Genomic DNA, 21,525 nt, shown 5'->3' on the forward strand with positions numbered 1-21,525 from the left:
GGAGAACGCATGGTTCTCCGGGTAGTCTGGTTAGGCCAGTTTGAATTGGGACACCGACGCCGTCAGACTCTCGGCCAGCTTGGCCATGTCTTCGACGGTCATGCGCGCCGAGTCCGTCGCCTTCTGGGTGGCCACGGCACCGCCGGTGAAGTCCTTGATCGATCGACCCACTTTATCCGTCGACGCCGTCTGATCGGCGGCCGACGACGCAATGCTCTGGGCCAATTCGGCGGAGCGTTGCGCGATCGTGGAAATTTCCTTAAACACGTCGCCCGTGCGCAGGGCCGAGGCGGATCCCGCTTCCACGGCCTGGGTTTCATGTTCCATGGCCACCACGGCATCCTGCGTTTCACTCTGAATGACTTTGACGAGGTCGGCAATTTCGCGCGTCGCTTGCGTCGAACTTTCGGCGAGTTTTCTGACCTGGTCGGCGACGACGGCGAACCGCGCTCCGGCCTCTCCGGCGCCGGCGGCCTCGATGGCGGCGTTGAGCGCCAGGAGGTTCGTCTGATTTGCAATGTCTCGAATCGTCGACACGATTTGCGAAATTTCCAGGGAGCGGTCGCCGAGGGCCTTCACCTGCTTCGACATGCGTTGCACCGCTGCACGGATGCTCTGCATGTCCTGCACGGTTTCCTGCACCGCGACACGGCCTCGTTCGGTGGCCTGCAACACTTGGCGCGCCGATTCTGAAGACGCCCCGGCGGTCTCCGACACCTGACGCATCGAGGCCGCCAATTGTTCGACCGCGCCCAGGGCCTTGACCGACTCATCGGCTTGATGTTTGGCCGTCCCGGCCATCTGTCCGGCGTTATCACGCAACGTCCCTGCTGACTTATTGACGCGTTCCGCCGCTTCGCGGACCTGGCGCATCAACTGCGCGAACCGCTGAATCATGAGGTTGAAACCGTCGGCCAAGTTTCCGAACATGTCGGCCGTCACTTCACCGCGCTTCGTCAGATCCCCCTTACCGACATCAGACACCAGCACGAGAAACTGCATCAACCGCTTTTGCATGATGTCTCGTTCTTCCTCGGTGGATACCAGGGCTGTGATTCGATCCAACATGGAGTTGAACGCTTTGGCCATGTGGCCCACCTCGTCGTCGCTCTCGAGTTTCGCCCGGGCCTGCAGATTACCCGCCGCGGCTTGCTCAGCGACATCGGCCACATGCACAATGTTGCGGGCGATATATCTCGCCAGGAAATACCCGATCGCACCTCCCACGATGAGGGCCAGAAGCCCTCCCAAAAGCACAACGTTCGTACGATACGCGGCCTCCGCCTGCCCGTTGTCGTTCAGATCCTTCGCCACTTCCCGAATGGTCGTCATCAATTCCCGCACCCGAAGCGTCGCCGTGCTGTACTTGTTCGCCACTTCGACGTTAAGCGCCAAGTTACCCAGGTCCCGCATGCTTTGCTTCTGATCGTCGGACAGCCCGCTGGAAAAGCTGTCAGCGAAGGCGCTCACCGCACCGTCCGTCGAGGAAAAATATTCAGCCAGCGCAGTGCGGAGCGCTGCGACGTCCTTCGCCTCGCTGCGCCCCGTCGACGACTCATGCGCTTCATTCGCCTGATACGATGACAGCGGGCTCAAGGTCTCTTTCTTCAATTCCGCGAGCGGAGCGATGGCATCCTCGAAATCGCTCTTGCGTGTTTGACGCCCCGCGTTCAGCAGCGCATCGTGATACAAGCCCAGGTTGGTACTGCTCACCCCGGTATTTGAAAGCGCCAGGGTCGATCCGTGGTAAATGTTCTGCAACTCGCCTTTCAGACGGTTCAAACCGATCAAACCGACCAGACCGACCAGGATCATGATCGCCCCGACCGCCGAAAACCCCATAATGAGCTTCGGCAGCGTCTTCAGGTTTCGAAACCATGACTGCACCGAAAACCCCGACTTACCGTTCCTCGCCATACCGTCCTCCTCTCACCCCTCGAGGTGATCCTTCCTGACCAGACCGTTAGAGACTCTCGTGACAGTTTGTCCGCGTCGCGCGCGTTTACTCGGCTACCCCTTCAACACAGGCCAACAATTTAGATACGTCCATCACACTGCTCATGCGCTCCTCGATTTTTGCCAGGCCTGAGACAAACGGCCGAGTTTCTGCCAGTCCCCGAGATGCGGCACTTACAAGATCGTCCGAATGAATCGTCCGGATCTCCGGCACCTCATCGATCAGGATCCCGACCTGCTGCTGCCCGTGCCGCAAGACGACCGCGAATTTCTGATCTCCGTGCGACGACACGCCCAGGGACGGGCGCAAGTCCGCCAAGGGCATCACCGTTCCTCTGAGATTCGCCACGCCGACCAACATCGCCGGCATGCCGGGCACGGGCGTCACAGATTCCGGTTCGAACACTTCTCGAACCTGGCGAAGATCGACGGCAAACAGTTCTCCCCCGAGGCTCATCAGGCAAATGCGAGAGGAGACCGTGGCCTTTGCTCGTCCGGTCTGGTCCGGAGCCGTATCTGGTACCTGTGCGAGTTCGAGAGCTGGTTCCATATCGCTTCCTTCAAGAATGTCCGCTGGACGCAATCTTCCGAAGGGTTAACTCATGGCCCGCTTCACCGCGGCGAGCAGATCCTCAGCCTTGAAAGGCTTGACCACATGGCCGTTGGCCCCTTGCTGCTGGCCCCAAAACTTGTCGCTCTCCTGCCCTTTAGAGGTGCAGAGCACAACGGGAATCCCCTTAAACCGGTCGTCATTTTTCAAATCGCGGCAGGCCTGGAACCCGTTGCGTCCCGGCATAACCACATCCATCACGATGAGATCGGGCTTCTCAGCCGCGATTTTGTCTTCGAGCTTGTCCGTATTCGGGAAAGACACCACCGTATGGTTGGCCGCCTTCAAATAGCCTTCGATCATCTGCAGTTCGGCATACGAATCATCTACGACGACAATCTTGCTCATAATGTCCTTCCTCCGCCTCCATCCGTGAATTAAATGACACACCCTATCGCATAGGGATGACCACGCTGATTGCGCCGGCGAGATCTCCCTCTTTCCAGCCTTCTTTCTTTGTTCCCGTGATATCCCGCTCGCCTTTCGGCCCGCCGTGACAGCTCAGGCAGGTGGCACCGGCGTATTCGGGGTCCATGACCCGCATCACCGGTTTCCCGCCGGCCATCGTAGCCTTGACATATTGCTGGCCCTTCGGATGCCGGGCATCGGCAAACATGTGCAACACTTCCGACTCAAAGTCATCCGGCTTGTTTCCCGGATAGCGATAGTCGATCCCGGTGAGCTTCAATCGAATCCCGGTCTTTTTGTAAAACTTTTCTCCTGCCTTCCGGCCGAACACGGCAGGGATGAATCCCTTGAAGCCCACCCCCTGCTTATTGATGACCGGTTGCCCATCGAGGACGACTTCACGTTCCGCCTCCAAGAGAGCCAGCAGCACGCCGCTTTGGGGTGCGCCATTCGGGCGACTCAGGTCCACGCGCGTCTTGGCCTTGAACTTCTCGATGACTTGTTGAGCAAGAAACTCATCGGTGAATCCCTTGTTGCCCTTGCTGGCATCGTTGATCAACTCTTGGTGCTCGGACACGACGGCGCGCCCGGCCTTCAGCAGATCGATCAACAATTCGGCCGTCTCGGCTTCATCGCCTGCTCGTACAGACGACGGCATTCCCATCGCCATCACACAGAGCCCCGCCCCTACAATGAGCGCCGCTATCTTCACGTTCATAGATCCCCCCTCCTTCGCGACCAAATCACCATTGGTCATGAGCAAGTGTAGCCGCTTATGCCAGGTTGGCAAGAAAACGGTTGGTTTTTACCATCCGTTACCTCACGTTCGCCGTCATCGCTGATTTGTTCACGCCCTGGTTTCAGGCACGAACATATGGAACACATCTACAATCGCAACTGTTGTGCCGCCATCGCCCCGGGACGGTTCTGACTGGGTCTTCCTGCCGCAAATGCTGTCACAGGCTGTGCAATCGGCCCACCGTGCTATCAATATCGGCAGGAACAGACAAATACTGAAGACCGGCATTTCCGGCGCATTGTTGCCCGCAGACAGACAATTCTTGTCACTTCAGGAGACGGATGAGGAACCCGGAGGGAGTTACGGAAATGAAGAACAACGCGGCAGCGGTATGAGAATGCAGCCTAAGAGCCCGGCTGGATCCGAAGAATGTCAATCTGACGGAGATGGCTGGCCAAATGGTCCGCCCAACGATCCAGTTCACGATCGAACCGGCGTGAGACCCTATCAGAAGCCTCCTCATTGATCGGCGGCCATCCCTTCCGCCGACGAACCTGATTCAACCAGGCCCGCCGGAAGCCCGGCTGATCGAACACCCCATGGATGTAGGTACCCCAGATGAATCCGGTGTTGTTCATGGCCCCATCCAGACGATCTGACCATGATGAACTGCTGTAGTTTGGACTGCCCGCAGGACGCACTTGGAAGCAGGGACGAGCCTCTCCGCGTTCCGTCTCACCCATATGAATATAGTACCCCCGGACGACACCGGCGGTTCCGGGGTCAAGATGCAGCGCCTGCGCCTCGACCAGGTGAGTGACTTTTGTCGGCAGCATCCTCGTGGTCACGTCCAGCCACCCAAATCCCTCCGCCACACCACCGGACTCCACCTCTTCGGGATCGGCAATGCTGCGCCCCAGCATTTGATACCCCCCACAGATTCCAAGTAACTCACCGCCCCGGGCAGTATGCGCACGGAAGGCCTCAGAAAAACCAGATTGCCGGAGATGGCGCAAGTCATCGATGGTGTTCTTTGTGCCGGGAATCACAATGATGTCGGCCCCGGGGAGATCGCGCGGTTCAGCGACATAGCGAAGGATCACATCTTCTTCGGCTGCCAACCGGGCAAAATCCGTAAAGTTGCTCATTCGCGGCAGCAGAACGACGGCAATGTTGATCCGATCCGGCGCAAATGCGCGGTGACGGGCTCGCTCGATCTCCACGCTATCCTCTTCGTCCAACACGAGGTCGCGCAACATGGGCACAACCCCGATCACAGGAAGTCCGGTCCGCTGCTCGATGAATGTCACCCCGTCCTCAAACAATGTGGCATCACCGCGAAATTTATTGATGATGATGCCGATCACCCGCTGCCTCTCCTGAGGAGCGAGAAGATCCAGCGTGCCGATGACCTGCGCGAACACGCCGCCGCGATCGATGTCCGCCACCAGCACGACTTGTGCGTCGGCCAGTTCGACCATGGACCAATTGGCTAAGTCGCGATCCCGCAAATTCATTTCTGCGGCGCTCCCCGCTCCCTCGATGACGATCAACTCATGGCGGTTCGCCAGTCGTTCGTAGCTCTCCCGCACGCGCTCGGCCAGTTCCGCCCGCTGCTGAAAATAGGTTCGGGCTTCCGCCTTCCCCCACACCTTCCCTTGCACAACGATCTGCGCGCTGCGATCCGACTCCGGCTTCATCAAAACCGGATTCATGTCCGCATCGGGGTCAAGTCCACAAGCCTGCGCCTGCAACGCCTGCGCCCGGCCGATTTCGTTCCCGTCCGGCGTGACATAGGAGTTATTCGACATGTTCTGCGCCTTGAACGGAGCAACCCGTACCCCGGCTCGCAGGAAGAGCCTGCACAACCCGGACGTCAGCAGACTCTTCCCGACATCCGATCCTGTCCCCAGAACCGCCAATGCACGTGCCCTCATGTGTGCCGCTCCTGCCACTTCTCCGCCTTGGCTAAACCATGAGTGATGCAGCTGGCCACAACGTGTCCGATGAGTGCCCCGATGACCCTATGGGTTCCGCTATATCACGGCACTCTGAAGCGAGGTATTGGCCAGCAAGAACATGATCCGTCCTGACACTACCGCCGTCTTGTGTAGGGGATTACATGGTTTTCCCTGCGGTATCCCGCTCCCAGAGAAATTCCGATTCACCCTGCGTTTTGGCCACCCAACGAGCCAGAACGAACAACGCATCACTGAGCCGATTCACAAACTTGATGATCAGGGGATCGACCGGTTCTTCCCGTGACAGCCGCACACAGAGACGCTCGGCCCGGCGGCAGACCGTCCTGGCCTGGTGTAGAAATCCGGACACTTTCCCTCCCCCCGGCAGGATAAATTCCTTGAGCGGCTCCAGATCTTTCTGACAGCGATCAATCAGTTTTTCTAATCGCGTGACATCCTTTGCCGCCACCTGCGGCATGTCCTTAAAGGTTTGGCCCGGTGCCGTAGCCAGAATACTCCCCACATCGAAGAGTTTGTTCTGTACCCAGCGCAATTCCTCTTCGAGGAGCGCCGCTGCAGAATACTCATCCACCATATCGGCATTCATTGCGCGCACGACCCCGATTGATGCATTCAACTCATCGACCGTTCCATAGACGTCGACACGCAGACTGTCCTTCCAAACCTGCTGTCCGCCGGCCAATCGTGTCTTCCCCGCATCACCCGTTCGGGTATAGACCTTCGTTATGCGCATTGTTGCCTCCTCCTCTGTCGCTCGAACTGAAACTGCCAGCGCTCATAATCCCTCGAAACGGTAGCTGAGTCCTCCGTAGATCGCGAACGTTGGCGCAGGCATCACAAATTGCTCCAGGCCCCCTCCTCCCGTGAGCGTGTTGGATGCCATGGTACCGGAGGTGAAGTATTTTTTGTTAAGGATATTGTTGAGCAACAGAAAAGCGGTTAGCCGCCCCCCTGGAACCAGTCGCTCGTAGGCAAGCCGGCCATTAAGCAGAAAATAGTCTGGCAGGCGCGGGTGCACGTTGGCTTCATCGTTCAGATAATACTGCGACCCGACGTACAATCCTGTCAGAGATATGGTCGTCCCATCCAGAGGATGAACGTTGCCAGTCACGCTCAATCGGTTCTTAGGGACGAGCGGAATGGTACTTCCCGGCATGACCGACTTCGTCGCGGAAATGTTGAACGTGGACTGGATGGTGGCTTCGGTAAAAGTGTAGTTGATGAGCCCGTCGAAGTATTCGTTGTATCGGCCTTTGAAGCTCGCCTCAATCCCTTGGCGGCTCGTCTTATCAATGTTGCGATTCAATCCATCATACCCTCCACTGAACACATCACAGTTGGTGCAGGTAAAATAGATCTCATTTCGAACATCGGATTGAAAGAGTGACAGGCTGGCCTCTCCCCAATTCCACAGCCTCGTCTTCCCCCCGAATTCAAAATTATTCGATGTAATCGGCTTCAATAACTGGTTCGACTGACCGATGACCGGGAAGAGTTCAAGAAAAGTGGGAACCCGAAACCCCTGACTATAATTAAAGTACACGCTGGCATCAGAATGGATCAGATACGTCAGACCGGCTCGCGGATTCGTCCGATAGAACGTCTTTGTGCCGACGCCGGGCGGAGTAAAGGTGTCCTCAAAGTCAGACGAAATTCTGTCTTGGTCGTAGCGAACACCGGCTGTTAAAAGCAATTGCGGAAGAAGGCTCAACGTATCTTGGGCGTATAATCCGAGAATATCCTCATTCGTGGCGGTCCTATTATTGAATGGTCCGAAGCCAGAGGTAGAGGCCAACCGACTCCCGAAATCATTTCGCTGCGCGTCAGCCCCGAACACCAAGTTATTGTGGTGCCCGAAAAGCGGAGTGTTTTGCGCTAGCTGGACTGTTCCACCCCACGATTGCGTGGTTGAAATGGTTTGGGCTGTTGAAAGAATAGACCCTGGGAAAAAAGGTTGCCCGACTCCGAACTGTGTTTGATCTAGTTGACGGTAGAAGCCGTTGACGTTCAACGAGAACCCCAGTGGAAGTCCTTGTCGTCCCGTCAGCCTCACCACGTTACTATTATTGTCGACGAAGTCACCTGGTGTAAAATTGGATCTCGGATTTACTACTGCCACACTCATGGGGAGCGTGCCTGCCTGAAACAGTTTGTCCGTCACATAGGTGTATGAGAGTGTGATATCGGTCTCCTCGGCCGGACGATAGCCGACCCTCCCATAGACACGCGAGATGTTGCCGCCAGAGTCGTTGCGGTATCCGTCTTCCTTCTCCTTGCCAAGATTGAAATAATAGTCGAACTTGCCGATTGGCCCGCTCGCGTTGATGGTATAGCGTTGGCGGCCCCAACTGCCGAACAAGGCCTCGCCTGTGACCTGGCGCTTGTCCCCGCCACGCTTCGTAATGATGTTGACGACACCTCCCAATGCATTTTTCCCATAAATCGTGGCGGGGCTGGGAATAATTTCGATCCGTTCAATCGTGTCAAATGGTATCAGGTCGAAGTTGATAGTGTTGAAATCTGGCTCGTTAATCCGTTGACCATCCACAAAAACGCTCGTGGAAGGTGCCGGCTGGCCGTTGAACCCTCTCAGATCAATGGTCTGTTGGAATGCATTACCGACCAGATCGTACATCACGATACCGGTGGCTCCCTGAATCGCCTCCTGGACGGTCTTGGCGCCAGACTTGCGGATATCCTCGGCGGTGATGACAGTTACTTTTGCCGGGAGCGTTCTGGCATCAACAGGGGCGTCAGGAAGACGTGTGCTGCTGACGACAACCTCCGGAGTTTCAATGATGTCGGGCTCATCGGCCAGCGCCACGTCTTGCGCGAACGCGGCAGGGGAAGGAATACAGGCACTCAAAAAGCAGACGCACAACGCCCAGCGGACAAACAACAGCATGACACATCTCCCTTGTGCTCGAAGGGTTGAGTCGAATCGACAGCCGGCTGGGTCTCCTGACTTGCGGATCGTCGTGTCTCTGCGCCTTCCCATGCACCGGAGCGCACAGTGGCAACTTGCAGAAATACTCCCCGCTTACAGTGGCGGCACCGTGATGGATTTGCACCATCTTCCCCGTCACCCGCGTCGTTTCTACAAAACGCAGCTTCCTCCAATATCACATGTCCCCTGTCCTGCATGGTCCTGGTGGCCGGGGACGTGGCGACCAGGCATGTGTTAGCGATCCGGAGATACTGACGGCATCGTCACCCGCGGCTGACCGGTCTGCGGATGGAGATCGACCACCACGTCGCACCCGTACACCATTCGCAAGACATCCGGCTTGATTGTCTCCGCCGGCGACCCGATCTGACAGAGCCGCCCTTCTTTCAACATCAGCACCCGATCGCACACCTGGCTCGCCATGTTCAGATCATGTGAAACCAGGACCACAGTCAACTGCCGCTCCGTTTTGAGCCGGCCGATGAGCGCACAAATCTCGATCTGATGATTGATGTCGAGAAACGCCGTCGGCTCATCGAGCAAGAGGATGCTCGGCTCCTGGGCCAAGGCTCGCGCGATCACCACCCGCTGCCGCTCTCCGCCGGAAAGATCGGAAACCAATCGATCGGCCAGCAGAACCACGTCGGTTTCAGCCATGGCACGTTGAGCGCAGAAGATATCCTGTTCGGTCTCATCCCCAATACCCATGCTCCACCAGGCTGCGCGACGGTGCGGGAAGCGTCCCATCAGCACCGTTTCCGCCACCGTGAATGGGAATACTTGAGCATACTCTTGCGGCACCACCGCCACCGCACGGGCGATCTCCCGCGGGTCGAGCCGGCCAATGGATCGCCCGACAAGCCGAAGGTCTCCACGGCTTGGCCGTAACAGCCCTGCCAGGAGTTTCAGGAGGGACGACTTCCCGGACCCGTTCGGCCCGACAATCCCCAACACTTCTCCCTTCTGAACCACGAATGACAATCCTTCGAGCGTCCACGTCCGCCCCCGCTGATCGGTGTCATAGCGAAAAAACAGGTCTTCAACTTCCATTGCAAGACCAGTCGTGGTCGACGGGCTAGATACATCCGCTGTCATTTGAACGGCGACCTCACAACATCCGATCTTTTCGCCACAACAGGAGATACAAAAAGAACGGCCCACCGGTCAGGGCCGTCACAATCCCCACAGGAATCTCCGCAGGAGCAAGCACCGTGCGTGCAATGGTATCCGCAACAACCAGAAACATCCCCCCCACGAGGGCCGAGGCCGGTAGCAACAGCCGGTGATCCGACCCCAGCACCAAGCGCACAGCATGAGGTACGACCATCCCGACAAAACCGATCATGCCGCTCACCGACACCACCGCCCCGGTGAGCAAGGCCGTGAGGACGAACAATTGCTTTTTGACACGCTCCGTATGGACCCCCAACGAACGAGCCGTCTCCTCCCCCAACGTCAGCACATTCAGCATCTGGGCCTTTTGCATCAAGATCGCCGAGACCAGCAGGACATATCCGGCCAGGACACCCAATGCGGGATATCCCGGTGCTGTCAACGAGCCCATGAGCCAGGCCATCAGACCCGCGGATCGGTTGGGCTCCATGATGGAGGTGATGAACATGATGAGCGCCGTGAGAATGGCATTGAGGATCACGCCGGCCAGCAAGAGACTGTGAATCGGCAGCCGACCCTGTGACTGCGCCAATCGATAGATCACCACCAACGCCAGCAGTCCCCCGGCAAATCCGCACAGGGGGAGGACCGGCAGCAGCGCCATGGTCGTGCCGATTCCCAAGAGCATGGTCACCGCCGCCCCTAACGCGGCACCGCTTGAGACGCCGAGCACATAGGGATCGGCCAGCGGATTTCTCAGCAACGCTTGGAGCGTGACGCCCACCGCCGCCAGACTGCCGCCGACCAGGAATCCCATCAGCACGCGAGGCAACCTGACTTGCAGCAGGATCACGCCGGATGTGCCGATCGAAGCGCTATCCAATGCTCCGGTTTTGAGTGCGTGCCAGAGCGCCTCGAATATCTCTCCCGCCGGAACCGAAGCTGCTCCGAATCGGCTACAGAAGACCAGAACGCCGAGGCTGGCCATCAGCAGTCCGACCAGAATGACGCCCCAGCGACGCCTGGTTAGGATGGCGCCGGAGCGTTGCCACGGCCCTTTCAGATCCGATATTGCCGCCCCGCTAGCCGATGAAGCGAGCTCTGGCGACGGGACTGACAGGTGCGCGGGAGTGGCTTGACCGTTTGTCATGGCTCTATTATTTCCCGCCGGTCGTTGGTGATGACGCAGACGCGGGATGCAGAATGTCGGCCAAGAGTTCCAGGCCCTTCCCGATCCGGGGACCAGGCCGATTGAGCAGGTCGGCAGGGATCTGGCTCAACCGGCCCTGTTTCACAGCCGTGAGCGTGGTCCACCGCCGCCAGGCTTGCTGTTCACCGTCAGAAATACCCTCAGCCCTGCCGATCGGAAACACCAAGACTTCCGGGTCTTCCTGCAGCACCACTTCCATGCTGAGCCTCGGGTAAGGTGTGGCACTCTTGGCCGCAATATTCACTCCGCCCACAAGACCGATCAGCTGATCAATGAAACTGCCTGGCCCGACCGTTATCAGCGGCTGGCTGTTCAAGACATAGAGCACACGCACCAGAGGCTGACCCTGCGTCCTGGCTTTCAGACGCGCGATCTCCTGGCGCAGATCCATTCCCAGGGCGACGGCTTCCGTCGAACGGTCCAACATACGCCCCAGCGTCTGGATGTGCGAAAAGATGTCCTCAACACTCCTATCGGCCAGAATAAAGACCGGAATCTTCAGTTGTTCCAATTTTCCCAGAAGGTCCGGCTTCAGAAACTCCTGCGGCGAGATAATCAAATCAGGCTGGAGCGCAACCAGCGATTCCAGATTCGGGTTGGCATACCCGACCTTGGGCTTCTGAGTTGCCTCCGGAGGATAATCACAAAACTGCGTGACGCCAACTACCTGTGCACCGGCGCCGATCGCAAACAGCGTCTCCGTCACACTGGGCGCCAGCGACACAATCCTGGTCGGAGCCTTGGCAAGGTAGATCTTCCGCCCCATGTCATCCACGAACGACCGAGATGAGACATGGGCCATAAACGGCATGCCCGTCAGAATGCCCTGCTGTCGACGCTTCATATCCGGCATCTCATCATAATACGCAAGTGCAGTGCCAACTGGTATCCAGAGAAGACAGAGGAGCAGACTGCAGAATCCGCTGGAAACCGTTTTCAATGAGCCAAAAATAAAAAATCCCCAAGGCCTGAGAAAGACCCTGAGGATTGCCCCGCTTCTTCATCCTCGCCTGTTCCCCAGCCCTCGAGGGAACGATGGTCAACTCTCCAGGGAGGTCTTCTGGCTCATGGTTCGTCCTACTTCCCGTGCCTTCCCATCCTTTCGGACAGTGGCATTCACGGGTTTCGTCCCCATTCACAGCGGCGGGACCGCGAGGGAGTCGCACCCTCTTCCCTTACCCCGGAGTCACGATATGTTGTCGGCACTCTAGGAGACGGGGCCAAAATTTGTCAAGTTCCATATTGTCCGATCAATGTTTCAACACTGTACATGTTGCATCTGTTGCGGCACTGCTCATGGCAAGAAGTACCCGTTACATCACAACTTTTCACCTGTGCGATATGGGCATGACGTTTGCTCCAATCTATAGTAAGCATTTCCGTCGATCCTTTGGAAAACCTTCTCCAAACCAGCGGGTAAGAGGCCTCGAACAAGCTATGCGAAATGTCATTATTAGCGTCTGCATGATCGGTCTGTTTTTAGAGCTCTCAGGACTCCTGTGGTCGCTCAAGAAGGACAACCCCAGCGAAACCTTCTTAGCCCTGACAGAACCGCCTCCTCGCGTCATCGAGCATCCCCTGGAGAACGGCTACTTACTCCTCCTGGGAATAGCGGCCCCACGGGGGCAAGACCCGATCCAGACCGGCTATGACATCTGGCTCGAATCTGACACCCGTCCGACCAAGACCGGCTTCGACTTCACCAAGTCAGGGCGATCCGAACTGCGCCTCCCAGTCGCAGTCGATCAAGTGGTTCCCGAATGGCATGCGTCCAATCCCCTGGAGGAATTGCAAAAGAAGGATGCGCTGTACCGCACCTCGGCCGACCGTTATCGGCTCCTTGTGACACGCTACGAGCAATGGCTTCAGATGCCCTTTGAAGATTGGGGATACGCGCACCAGGGAACCCCGCGTATCGAAGAACTGCTGGGAGCCCATCGCCTTTACGTTGCCGGGGGATTCACGCAACAGACCGCTTCCGGCCTTGAGCGGCTCTCCCTTGACCTTGGCAAATGGCGCAAGGTCCTGCGTGATGCCCGCACACTCCCCCTCAAGATCATGGCGACCGTCATGATCGAAGACGATGTGCAACTATTATCCGGAATCCTGAGCCAGGATTCGGTCGACCGGAGCGTGTTGGCGCGAGGCCTCGATCTCCTTCAGCCGCTTACCCCTGGCGAGTACTCGCTCCGATGGCCGCTTCAAAGCCACTTCACCCTCGCATATATACGCAACCGTGCCGCGGAACTGGCGCCCCTCCCGGAACCCCGGATCGACTGGAACCCCTATGAGTCTATTGCACACAGTGCCCGCCTGCGATCTGACGCCTTCCAGAAAGTGGAACACCCGCCGAACCGCACAGCCCTGACAGCCTCTTCTCAAAGTCAGCAAACATGGAATACCTACGCTGCTTATTATGAGGCCATTATCACGACGGCCGATTCCGTCCATAGCCCCCTCCCCAAGCTGCAGGACATCGCCAAAAACTCGCACCGCACATTTTTCGAGCGTGTCGCGAACCCGCTGGAGTTTGAGCCGGAATGGACGCCGTTCAGCCAACGGCTGGTAGAAACGGACGCACGCCTCCGGCTGGTTTCCTTGCAGATCCTGATGCGTAAACCGACCGCCACGGCCACGATTCCCACCCGGTTGGCGGAAGTCGGATCCAGATACTTCGACCCCTTTACGGGCCTCCCGATGCTCTGGAGCCCCACACAGCGAAAACTTTATAGCGTGGGGAAAGATCATCTGGATGACGGAGGAGATCCGAGCTTCGACATTAGCGTGCCCCTCCCAATCACCACGGCCTCAACCGATCACTCCCGGTAGAGGTGTCATGCTAACCGCGGCCACTATTCAGACTTCCCGCTTGTCATGCGTCTCAGAGCTGTGTTAGTATTGACTGTTCTTGATGAATGGTTTCTTTACAAGGAGTGTTACCGTGGCATTTTCATGCGATCTCTGTAACAAACGTCGCCAATCAGGGAATAATGTCAGTCACGCCAACAACAAGACGAGACGGGTGTTTAATCCCAATATTCAGACCGTTCGTGCAGTTGTCGGCGGCGCGAATTTGCGCATTCGGGTGTGCACTCGCTGCCTGCGTTCTGGATTGGTCAAGAAGGCCGTCTAGTCCTCCTCTTCGCTACTCCCGGGATTTTCTGCGGCATTGAAAACAGAACCAGGCTCCCGCGGTCAACGGAAGCAGAGTTGACCATGCGGGAAACGGCCTGGTTCTGCTGTTGCCTTCCACGAGCCAGCACCAGTCCAAACCCATCACGTACGTCTAGCCACACCCCTCGCCAAGTCCTGGTTAAGGACCCCTTGAGGTGGTCCACTATATGCGCACTATCGAATAATCGCTCATGAACCAATGCTCGAAAGAATAGCGCCCTTCGATACCGCCCGATGACTCCCCAAGGTGTCTCATCTTCAGGCAAATAGCAAAAAGGACCTGGAAGCAGATGCTCCTCAAGTCCTTGGTCACTTGCGCGTGAGGTATCAGGCCTCACGTTGTACGTCTTATTTGGAGCGGGCGATGGGATTTGAACCCACGACAACTTGCTTGGGAAGCAAGGACTCTACCACTGAGCTACGCCCGCTCGCTGAGTCGCATCCTACCCGTGGCCTCTATGCCAAGTCAAGAAAGAGGTTGCTTACTGAGCCCGCTCGACAAGCGCAAACTTGCGACGACCGATCTTCATCCGGTACTGACGTCCGGCTTCCAGCGTGACAATGGCATTGGCATCGCTCAATTTCTGCTGATCGAACTCGACCCCGCCTTGGATAATCAGCCGACGGGCTTCGCTCTTGCTCGGCACCAGCCCGGTTTTGGCCACAATCTCGACGAGGCCGATGGACTGGCCGTCCTTGAGATCCTGTACCTGAAGAACCAGACGAACATCCGGTTCGTCAGGGAACTCGCGCTCCGAAAACTTGTGCTGGAATGCGGCTCGGGCCTGTTGTCCCGCCTCCTCACCGTGATAGCGCGACACAATCAACTGCGCGAGAACCTGCTTGGCTTCCATGGGATGTAGAGTCTTCACACGTTCCAGATCTTCCGTCGTAAGCAATTCATAATACCGCGCCATCAGGGCATCGCTGATCGACATGACCTTGCCGAACATCTCCTCCGGCTTATCTTCGAGCGCGATGTAGTTCCCGACGCTCTTGCTCATTTTCTTGACGCCGTCGGTTCCCTCCAGCAACGGCATGGTGATCACAACTTGCGACTCCTGGCCGAAATCGCGCTGCAATTCCCGGCCGACGAGCAGATTGAATTTCTGGTCGGTCCCTCCCAGCTCGACATCGGACTTCAGCGCCACCGAGTCATACCCTTGCACCAAGGGATAAAGGAATTCGTGCACACTAATGGGCTTCTGATCATGGAAACGTTTATGGAAATCATCCCGTTCCATCATCCTGGCCACGCGATAATGCGCGGCCAACTGAATCAAACCCTCCGCCGTCATCGATCCCATCCACCTGCTGTTGAACTCGATGATGGTTTTCTGCGGATCCAGGATCTTGAAAATCTGCCGCTGATAGGTCTTGGCGTTGTCCTGCACCTGCTCCTTGGTCAGCGCCCTCCTGGTCTCCGACACGCCGGTGGGGTCGCCGATCATCCCCGTGAAGTCGCCGATCAGAAACAAGACCTGATGCCCCAAATCCTGAAAATGTTTCAACTTGTGGATCAACACCGTATGGCCGAGGTGCAAATCCGGCGCAGTCGGATCGAATCCCGCCTTGACCCGCAACGGCCGATTCTCTTTGAGGGACCGGGCAAGCTTCGACTCCAATTCAGCCTGCTGAATCACCTCAACCGTTCCACGCAGAATCAAATCAAGCTGCCGACTGAGTTCGCTCATATCGAGGCCTTCTCCCCCTTGTCCGGTTCGGCCAATGGAACGACCGTCACCAACCGCCTCAACCGCTCCAGCTTCTTCTGGCCGATGCCCTTCACCCCGCGCAAATCCTCCACCTTATGAAACGGCCCCATCGAGGTGCGATAGGCCACCACGCGTCTGGCCAGCACGGGTCCGACGCCGGGAAGCTGCTCAATGTCCTCCAGGCTCGCACGATTGAGATCAATGCGCTGCGGCTCATTTAAAACACCCGGCAATCCGTTTGCAGGATCAGAAACACCCTGTGGAACTCCACCGAGCGCCAATCGTGCATCCAGCCTCTCAGATTGTTCGACAGGCGCTTGCTGTGGGAGAGCCGGGCGCGGCAGGGCCTGCGGAACCTGCCAACCGATCCACAACACAACTCCCATTGTCATGGCAAACATGCCGAGCTTGAGCAAGCAGGATTGGAGCAGGGTCATGCTTTCTTCTTCACCTGATGAATGGCATTCCCCTCAAGGTCTTCGACCGCTTCAAGGAATCCTTCCGCCAACGTCGGATGGGCGTGAATCATGTGCGCTATCTGGGACACCGTGGCTCCGGACTCCATCGCCAGCGCGGCTTCATGAATGAGATCGGCCGCATGGGCGCCCACAATGTGCGCCCCCAGCAGCTTGCCGCTGGCCGCATCCGCAATCACTTTGAACAGCCCCGTGACGTCACCGGTTGCTTGAGCCTTGCCCAAGGCGGCATACCGGAAGCGCCCGACCTTGATCGCCTGCGCCGGATCACGACCGGCCGCCTGCGCCTGTTCACGGGCCTGCCCCTCGGTCAGCCCGACCCGCCCCACTTCGGGCAATGTGAAAATGCCGGCCGGAATCACATCATATCGAATCGTCACCGGATGCCCCAGAATATTCTCAACTGCGACCTTGCCTTGCGCCGAAGCGACATGCGCCAGCATCACCTTCCCAACCACATCGCCGATCGCATACACACCCGGCACGTTCGTTTGCATGCGCTCGTCCACCAGAATTTCCCCGCGCCGCCCCAGCACCACCCCGGCCTTCTCCGCCCCGATGTCGCGAGACTGAAATCCACGGCCGATCGACACCAGGAGAATCTCCGCTTCGATGGTGCTCCCGTCTTTCAGATGAGCCGTCACGACCCCGTCTCGCACGGCAACCTGCTCAATCGTCGTCCCGGTCTTCACTTCGACGCCGCGTTTTTTCAGTTCCCGTGCCATGAGCACGGAAACCTCCTCGTCTTCCAATGGAAGGACCGCCGATTGCAGCTCCACCATCGTCACCTGCGTTCCGAGCCCGCTAAACAGCGAGGCGCACTCGCAGCCTTCCACCCCGGCTCCAAGAATGATCATCCTCGGCGGCGCAGACTCCAGATCCAACGCCTGCTTGCTCGTGATGATGATCTTGCCATCAATCGGAAACTGCGCGAGTTGCGGCCATGAGGAACCGGTGGCGATGACAATCGCGTCTGCCTGCACCTGCCGCTGCGAGCCATCACCGGCGGTCACGGCAATGGTCCGTGCATCGAGCAGCGCACCGCGGCCTTCGACCACCTCGATATTCCAGGCTTTGAACAGCGTCGCAATGCCCTTCACTAGCGACGCCACCACTTTGTTCTTGCGTGCCACCATGCGCGCGAGATCGTAGCGCGCAGGGCCTGGCAGGAGAATGCCCAGCTCCTCCGCCTTCTTCAGTTTATCGCCGAGTTCAATGACGGACAGGAGGGCCTTGCTGGGAATGCAGCCCCAGTTCAAACATACACCACCGAGTGCCTGCTGCTCGATCACCGTGACACGGGCACCCAGCTGAGCCGCCCGAATGGCCGCTACGTATCCGCCGGGGCCGGCACCCAGAATCGCGATGTGTGTCGCCATGGGAGAGCTTAATGTTTCTGGCTGGCAAGAAAGGCTTCGTACTGAGCCGCGGTCATCAACTGATCCACCTCAGCCGGTTTGGAAAGCTCGATCACGGCAATCCACCCCTTCCCATATGGATCGCTGTTCACCACTTCCGGATGGTCTTTCAAATCGGCATTGATCTTTGCAACCGTGCCACTGACCGGTGTGTAGATCGTCGAGGTGGTCTTTGTCGATTCCACTTCCCCGATCTGCTGCCCGGAAGACACCACCGTTCCCACCTTGGGCATGTCGAGGAAGACAATATCGCCGAGCGCATCCTGGGCAAAGTGGCTGATGCCCACCGTCGCTTGTGTCCCGCTGAGACGCACCCACTCATGCTCCTTGTGATACCGCAAATCTGTCGGAATCATACATTCCCCATGCTCGTGAATTGATGAAAAATCAGCCGCAATGTGACCGGATCGTAGTGGGCCTGACCGGCCTTTGTCAAGGAAATCGGGCAGCGTCAGACAGGCGAACGACCAGGTTCCAACTCCCTTGTTCCGGGACCGTTGCCAGCGTCGCCCTGACCCGTTCCCCTAGTGAAGCCCCTTCAGGCTCCAGAGCGGCAACACCGAGCCACAATCGATCAGTTGCACCAGTTTGCTGAGCCAACGGATCCAGAAGAGACAGGTCTCCCGCCCCCTCACGCCGCACCACAATGGTCCCACCGGTCCGCTGAAGCAATTCGGCCAGATCCTCACCGTACTGTTCTAGCGCCGCAAGGGGTCCGTTCACCATCGGATTATGCGTCTCGATCAGCAACCGCCCGGTCGGATTCACCTCGCGCAGACGTGCTCTGATGCGCGCAGCCAGAACGGCGTAGCCTCTCGCCTTCCAACCAGCCCACCGCCAGTAGATGGCCTCCTCTTCCGGACTCAAGAAGCTTCCCCCTCCACTCCCCCCAAGCAATTGCTGGGGAGAAATGGTCACAGCAAAAGCGGAGGCAAACAGTTGATACGAAGCCTCTGAATACTCTTTGGCAAAACCTTGCCCTTCCCGCGCCTGCAACAGCATCCCGTCGCACCCGGTTCGAAGCAGCACCTTGGCCCGTTCTTCCACAGCCGCTTGGTAACCGGGATGCAGCACATCGGGATGGACCATGCTCGTCGGATCGGCCACGCTCCAATTGGAGCTTCCCTGACTCCTGCCGACAGCCATAGTGATCCACTCTGACTGCACCGGCAGCCCTCGCCCCTGATGGAGATCAAGCGAAATCCACACAGCAAGGCCGGCCAGATGAGCTGCACCCACCAGCGTTTGGACACGCTCGACTTCCTCTCCCGCTACGCCATCGGACAAAGCCGGATCAACCAGCAACGCCGTCACACCGGACTTGATCAACGACTGAAACCACGAGACCCACTCCGATACAGCCGGAACCTGTGCGACAGAAAGCCCCACAGCAATCTGACGCCCGGGCGCGGTTTGAGCCACGGACGGCATTTGACGCAACTCATCCAAACGGCGGAGCGCATGAGCACGATACAGTTGTTGATCGGACTCACCCCCTGCCTCAGCAGCGGCCAGTGTCCGGTATTCCGCCATCGCAGCACGATAATCGCCAAGCTGTTCGAAGGAGCGCCCCAACCACCAGCGCGCTTCAGCCATCCTCGGCGCTCCTGGCGCCACATCGACAAAACGCCGAAAGAAGAGCACCGCAGCGGGGTATCGCTCCTGCACAAACGCCCGATGGGCCTCTTGGAGCAATTTCAGGTGAGCGTCGCGAGCCGGATCATTGTGAGCCTCCTCGACCGAGGATGGCGCGGGAAGCGAGGGAACCACTCTTGGAGCGCAGGCTAGCAAGAAACCGAGGGATAGCGCGAGCGCTACCCCTCGCATCATGCGTTGTGTCTGATTGAAGGGCAGAGAAACCATTGCCCTCCGAGAGGCAGGCTTAACTGAAAATTTCCATGCCGGGGAAAAAGTAGCTGACCTCAAATGCCGCAGTCTCAGGGGAGTCGGATCCATGCACAGCATTGAATTCAATGTTCGCCCCATGAGCCTTGCGAATCGTGCCCGCTTCAGCCTTGGCAGGATCCGTCGCCCCCATCAGTTCCCGGTTCTTCTTGATCGCGTTGTCGCCCTGCAACACGATGACGACGGCAGGACCGGACGACATGAAGGTGCAGAGGCTATCAAAGAACGGCCGCGCCTTATGGACGGCATAGAAGCCCTCTGCCACCGGCTTCGACATCTGCATGAGTTTCATCGCCACAGGCTTCAACCCCGCCTGCTCATAGCGGTTGATGATATCCCCGATGGCATTCTTCTTCACCGCATCCGGCTTGATAATCGCTAATGTCCGTTCGCTCATTGTTGCTACGATTCCTCCACACAGTTAAAAGATAAATTCACCAGCGCTGGCGCATTATAAGTGGCTGAAATCGGGCTTGCAACTGGTGAAACCGGTAGCTGCCAATGAGCCGCAACCCTCGGCTTCTTAGACCTGCCGATGGTTCTGTGTCACAAAGCAAACTGCCGGGCCAGTTCACTCGGCTTAAAGACGCCCCGTTCGGTGATGATGCCGGTGATCAACTCGGCCGGTGTCACATCGAAGGCGGGATTGTAGACGGCCACACCGGTCGGTGCGATGGGATGGCTTCCGTGAATGGTGGTGACTTCGAGGGGGTTGCGTTGCTCGATCGGAACATCCGCACCGGTCTTGGTTTTGAGGTCGATTGTAGAATACGGAGCCGCGACATAGAACGGGATTCCATGCGCCTTGGCCAGCACCGCCACCGAGTAGGTGCCGATCTTATTCGCCACATCGCCGTTGGCGGCGATACGGTCGGCGCCCACGACACAGAGCTGAATTTTTCCCTGGCGCATGAGCGAGCCGGCCATACTGTCAGTGATGAGCGTCACGGGAATCTGATCCTGCATCAGCTCCCAGGCCGTGAGTCTCGCTCCCTGTAACACCGGCCTGGTCTCATCGGCAATCACCTGAATCTGTTTCCCCTGCTCCCAGGCTGCCCGGATCACCCCAAGCGCCGTGCCATATCCCGCCGTGGCTAATGCACCGGCATTACAATGGGTCAGGACCGTTTGCCCGTCCTTGATCAGACCCGCGCCATGCTTACCAATCGCTTTGCAGAGAGCGATGTCTTCCTCAAGAATGGCTTGCGCTTCAATGATGAGCGAGGCTTTGGCGGAGGCGATCGGCTGGCCGGCCAGGGACGCCAGCTTCTTCTTCATGCGCTCGATCGCCCAGAAGAGATTCACGGCCGTCGGCCTGGTTGCAGCCAGGTGATCACAGATGGCCGCAACCGCCTGAGAAAAACCGGAGAAGTCTGCGCCCCCAATAGCCTGTGCACCGAGCGCCACCCCAAGGGCCGCCGTGACTCCGATCGCAGGCGCGCCCCTCACTTTCAATCCCCGAATAGCATCGGCGACTGCCCGATAGTCCCGGCAGTCAAGAAACTCGACATGCTCCGGCAACCGGCTCTGGTCAAGCAACCGGACGACGCCGTCTTTCCATTCAACAGTGGGAACCATTGCGCCCTTGTATCGTGATTAGTGAAGAAGTGCAAGACGGGAGAGGGTTCGTCAGAACCGGGCGTTCGAACCGTATCGCGCGCGGTCAGCGGATTACGCCCGCGCAATCCGCTTCTTGTGTGGGACAACCTGCAGCACCGGAGACGGGGCCGGAGTATGCTTGGACAATTCCCGCTCCAGCATCGCGCGAATAAATCCGCTGGCCGTGTAGCCTTGCTGTTTGAGCGCATCGAGCTGGTGCTTCAGTTCTTCCGGAAGTTGGATCACAATACGAACGAGATTGGCCATGATACG

At 58.0% G+C, this 21,525-nt stretch carries 20 protein-coding genes, 1 tRNA gene and 2 riboswitches; of the genes, 2 read left to right on the forward strand and 19 right to left on the reverse strand.

The window, feature by feature from the left end:
- Window positions 1-30 precede the first annotated feature (30 nt).
- From ACO9S2_RS15540 to ACO9S2_RS15585, 10 genes are all read right to left on the reverse strand, one after another.
- Window positions 31-1,917, reverse strand: a complete 1,887-nt coding sequence (locus tag ACO9S2_RS15540) for a HAMP domain-containing methyl-accepting chemotaxis protein (protein WP_423723300.1) — start codon at window positions 1,915-1,917, stop codon at window positions 31-33.
- Between the two features lie 85 nt (window positions 1,918-2,002).
- Window positions 2,003-2,506 carry a chemotaxis protein CheW gene (locus tag ACO9S2_RS15545; RefSeq protein WP_423723301.1) on the reverse strand — a complete coding sequence of 168 codons (504 nt, stop codon included), beginning with the start codon at window positions 2,504-2,506 and terminating at the stop codon, window positions 2,003-2,005.
- 45 nt (window positions 2,507-2,551) lie between these two features.
- Window positions 2,552-2,914: a response regulator transcription factor gene (locus tag ACO9S2_RS15550; protein WP_423723302.1), complete on the reverse strand. Its 363-nt coding sequence runs from the start codon at window positions 2,912-2,914 to the stop codon at window positions 2,552-2,554.
- A 43-nt stretch (window positions 2,915-2,957) separates the two neighbouring features.
- Window positions 2,958-3,692, reverse strand: coding sequence for a Tll0287-like domain-containing protein (locus tag ACO9S2_RS15555; RefSeq protein ID WP_423723303.1), 735 nt, complete (start codon window positions 3,690-3,692; stop codon window positions 2,958-2,960).
- Between the two features lie 425 nt (window positions 3,693-4,117).
- Window positions 4,118-5,650, reverse strand: a complete 1,533-nt coding sequence (locus tag ACO9S2_RS15560) for a cobyric acid synthase (protein ID WP_423723304.1) — start codon at window positions 5,648-5,650, stop codon at window positions 4,118-4,120.
- A 181-nt stretch (window positions 5,651-5,831) separates the two neighbouring features.
- The gene (locus ACO9S2_RS15565; RefSeq protein ID WP_423723305.1) at window positions 5,832-6,428 is read right to left on the reverse strand and encodes a cob(I)yrinic acid a,c-diamide adenosyltransferase; all 597 of its coding nucleotides are present in this window, start codon (window positions 6,426-6,428) and stop codon (window positions 5,832-5,834) included.
- Window positions 6,429-6,470: 42 nt separating this feature from the next.
- Window positions 6,471-8,600 (reverse strand): TonB-dependent receptor, encoded by a 2,130-nt coding sequence (locus ACO9S2_RS15570; RefSeq protein WP_423723307.1) that lies wholly within the window; start codon window positions 8,598-8,600, stop codon window positions 6,471-6,473.
- A 28-nt stretch (window positions 8,601-8,628) separates the two neighbouring features.
- Window positions 8,629-8,824: riboswitch (cobalamin riboswitch) on the reverse strand.
- 52 nt (window positions 8,825-8,876) lie between these two features.
- The gene (locus ACO9S2_RS15575; protein WP_423723308.1) at window positions 8,877-9,692 is read right to left on the reverse strand and encodes an ABC transporter ATP-binding protein; all 816 of its coding nucleotides are present in this window, start codon (window positions 9,690-9,692) and stop codon (window positions 8,877-8,879) included.
- A gap of 58 nt (window positions 9,693-9,750) precedes the next feature.
- The gene (locus ACO9S2_RS15580) at window positions 9,751-10,905 is read right to left on the reverse strand and encodes a FecCD family ABC transporter permease (protein WP_423723309.1); all 1,155 of its coding nucleotides are present in this window, start codon (window positions 10,903-10,905) and stop codon (window positions 9,751-9,753) included.
- Between the two features lie 7 nt (window positions 10,906-10,912).
- Window positions 10,913-11,809 (reverse strand): ABC transporter substrate-binding protein, encoded by an 897-nt coding sequence (locus ACO9S2_RS15585; RefSeq protein WP_423723310.1) that lies wholly within the window; start codon window positions 11,807-11,809, stop codon window positions 10,913-10,915.
- A 189-nt stretch (window positions 11,810-11,998) separates the two neighbouring features.
- Window positions 11,999-12,164: riboswitch (cobalamin riboswitch) on the reverse strand.
- A gap of 238 nt (window positions 12,165-12,402) precedes the next feature.
- On the opposite strand from ACO9S2_RS15585, the gene ACO9S2_RS15590 reads away from it, so the two are divergent.
- Together ACO9S2_RS15590 and rpmB are read left to right on the forward strand one after the other, a co-directional pair.
- Entirely contained in the window at window positions 12,403-13,794 is a 1,392-nt protein-coding gene (locus ACO9S2_RS15590; protein ID WP_423723311.1) for a hypothetical protein, read from the forward strand.
- A gap of 112 nt (window positions 13,795-13,906) precedes the next feature.
- A complete protein-coding gene (gene rpmB / locus ACO9S2_RS15595; RefSeq protein ID WP_423723312.1) occupies window positions 13,907-14,098 on the forward strand; it encodes a 50S ribosomal protein L28 in 192 nt (63 codons plus the stop codon).
- 394 nt (window positions 14,099-14,492) lie between these two features.
- Here the strand turns inward: rpmB and ACO9S2_RS15600 are convergent.
- The 9 genes from ACO9S2_RS15600 to ACO9S2_RS15640 form a co-directional block, all read right to left on the reverse strand.
- A tRNA-Gly gene (locus ACO9S2_RS15600) sits at window positions 14,493-14,567 on the reverse strand.
- Window positions 14,568-14,621: 54 nt separating this feature from the next.
- On the reverse strand, window positions 14,622-15,833 hold the full coding sequence (gene tyrS, locus ACO9S2_RS15605) for a tyrosine--tRNA ligase (RefSeq protein WP_423723313.1): 1,212 nt from the start codon (window positions 15,831-15,833) through the stop codon (window positions 14,622-14,624).
- Window positions 15,830-16,291, reverse strand: coding sequence for a ComEA family DNA-binding protein (locus ACO9S2_RS15610; RefSeq protein WP_423723314.1), 462 nt, complete (start codon window positions 16,289-16,291; stop codon window positions 15,830-15,832). Before ACO9S2_RS15610 ends, tyrS begins: the two co-directional genes overlap by 4 nt.
- The gene (gene lpdA, locus ACO9S2_RS15615) at window positions 16,288-17,709 is read right to left on the reverse strand and encodes a dihydrolipoyl dehydrogenase (protein ID WP_423723315.1); all 1,422 of its coding nucleotides are present in this window, start codon (window positions 17,707-17,709) and stop codon (window positions 16,288-16,290) included. The genes ACO9S2_RS15610 and lpdA overlap by 4 nt, the downstream gene beginning before the upstream one ends.
- Window positions 17,710-17,717: 8 nt before the next feature.
- Window positions 17,718-18,104 (reverse strand): glycine cleavage system protein GcvH, encoded by a 387-nt coding sequence (gene gcvH, locus ACO9S2_RS15620; protein WP_423723317.1) that lies wholly within the window; start codon window positions 18,102-18,104, stop codon window positions 17,718-17,720.
- Between the two features lie 76 nt (window positions 18,105-18,180).
- Window positions 18,181-19,344: a tetratricopeptide repeat protein gene (locus ACO9S2_RS15625; protein ID WP_423723318.1), complete on the reverse strand. Its 1,164-nt coding sequence runs from the start codon at window positions 19,342-19,344 to the stop codon at window positions 18,181-18,183.
- 286 nt (window positions 19,345-19,630) lie between these two features.
- Window positions 19,631-20,050, reverse strand: a complete 420-nt coding sequence (gene ndk / locus ACO9S2_RS15630; protein WP_423723319.1) for a nucleoside-diphosphate kinase — start codon at window positions 20,048-20,050, stop codon at window positions 19,631-19,633.
- Window positions 20,051-20,199: 149 nt separating this feature from the next.
- On the reverse strand, window positions 20,200-21,231 hold the full coding sequence (gene mtnA, locus ACO9S2_RS15635) for an S-methyl-5-thioribose-1-phosphate isomerase (RefSeq protein WP_423723320.1): 1,032 nt from the start codon (window positions 21,229-21,231) through the stop codon (window positions 20,200-20,202).
- Between the two features lie 93 nt (window positions 21,232-21,324).
- Window positions 21,325-21,519, reverse strand: a complete 195-nt coding sequence (locus ACO9S2_RS15640) for a ribbon-helix-helix domain-containing protein (protein ID WP_423723321.1) — start codon at window positions 21,517-21,519, stop codon at window positions 21,325-21,327.
- Window positions 21,520-21,525: the final 6 nt, after the last annotated feature.

The organism is Nitrospira sp. NS4 (assembly GCF_049546785.1).
Lineage (GTDB): Bacteria > Nitrospirota > Nitrospiria > Nitrospirales > Nitrospiraceae > Nitrospira_D.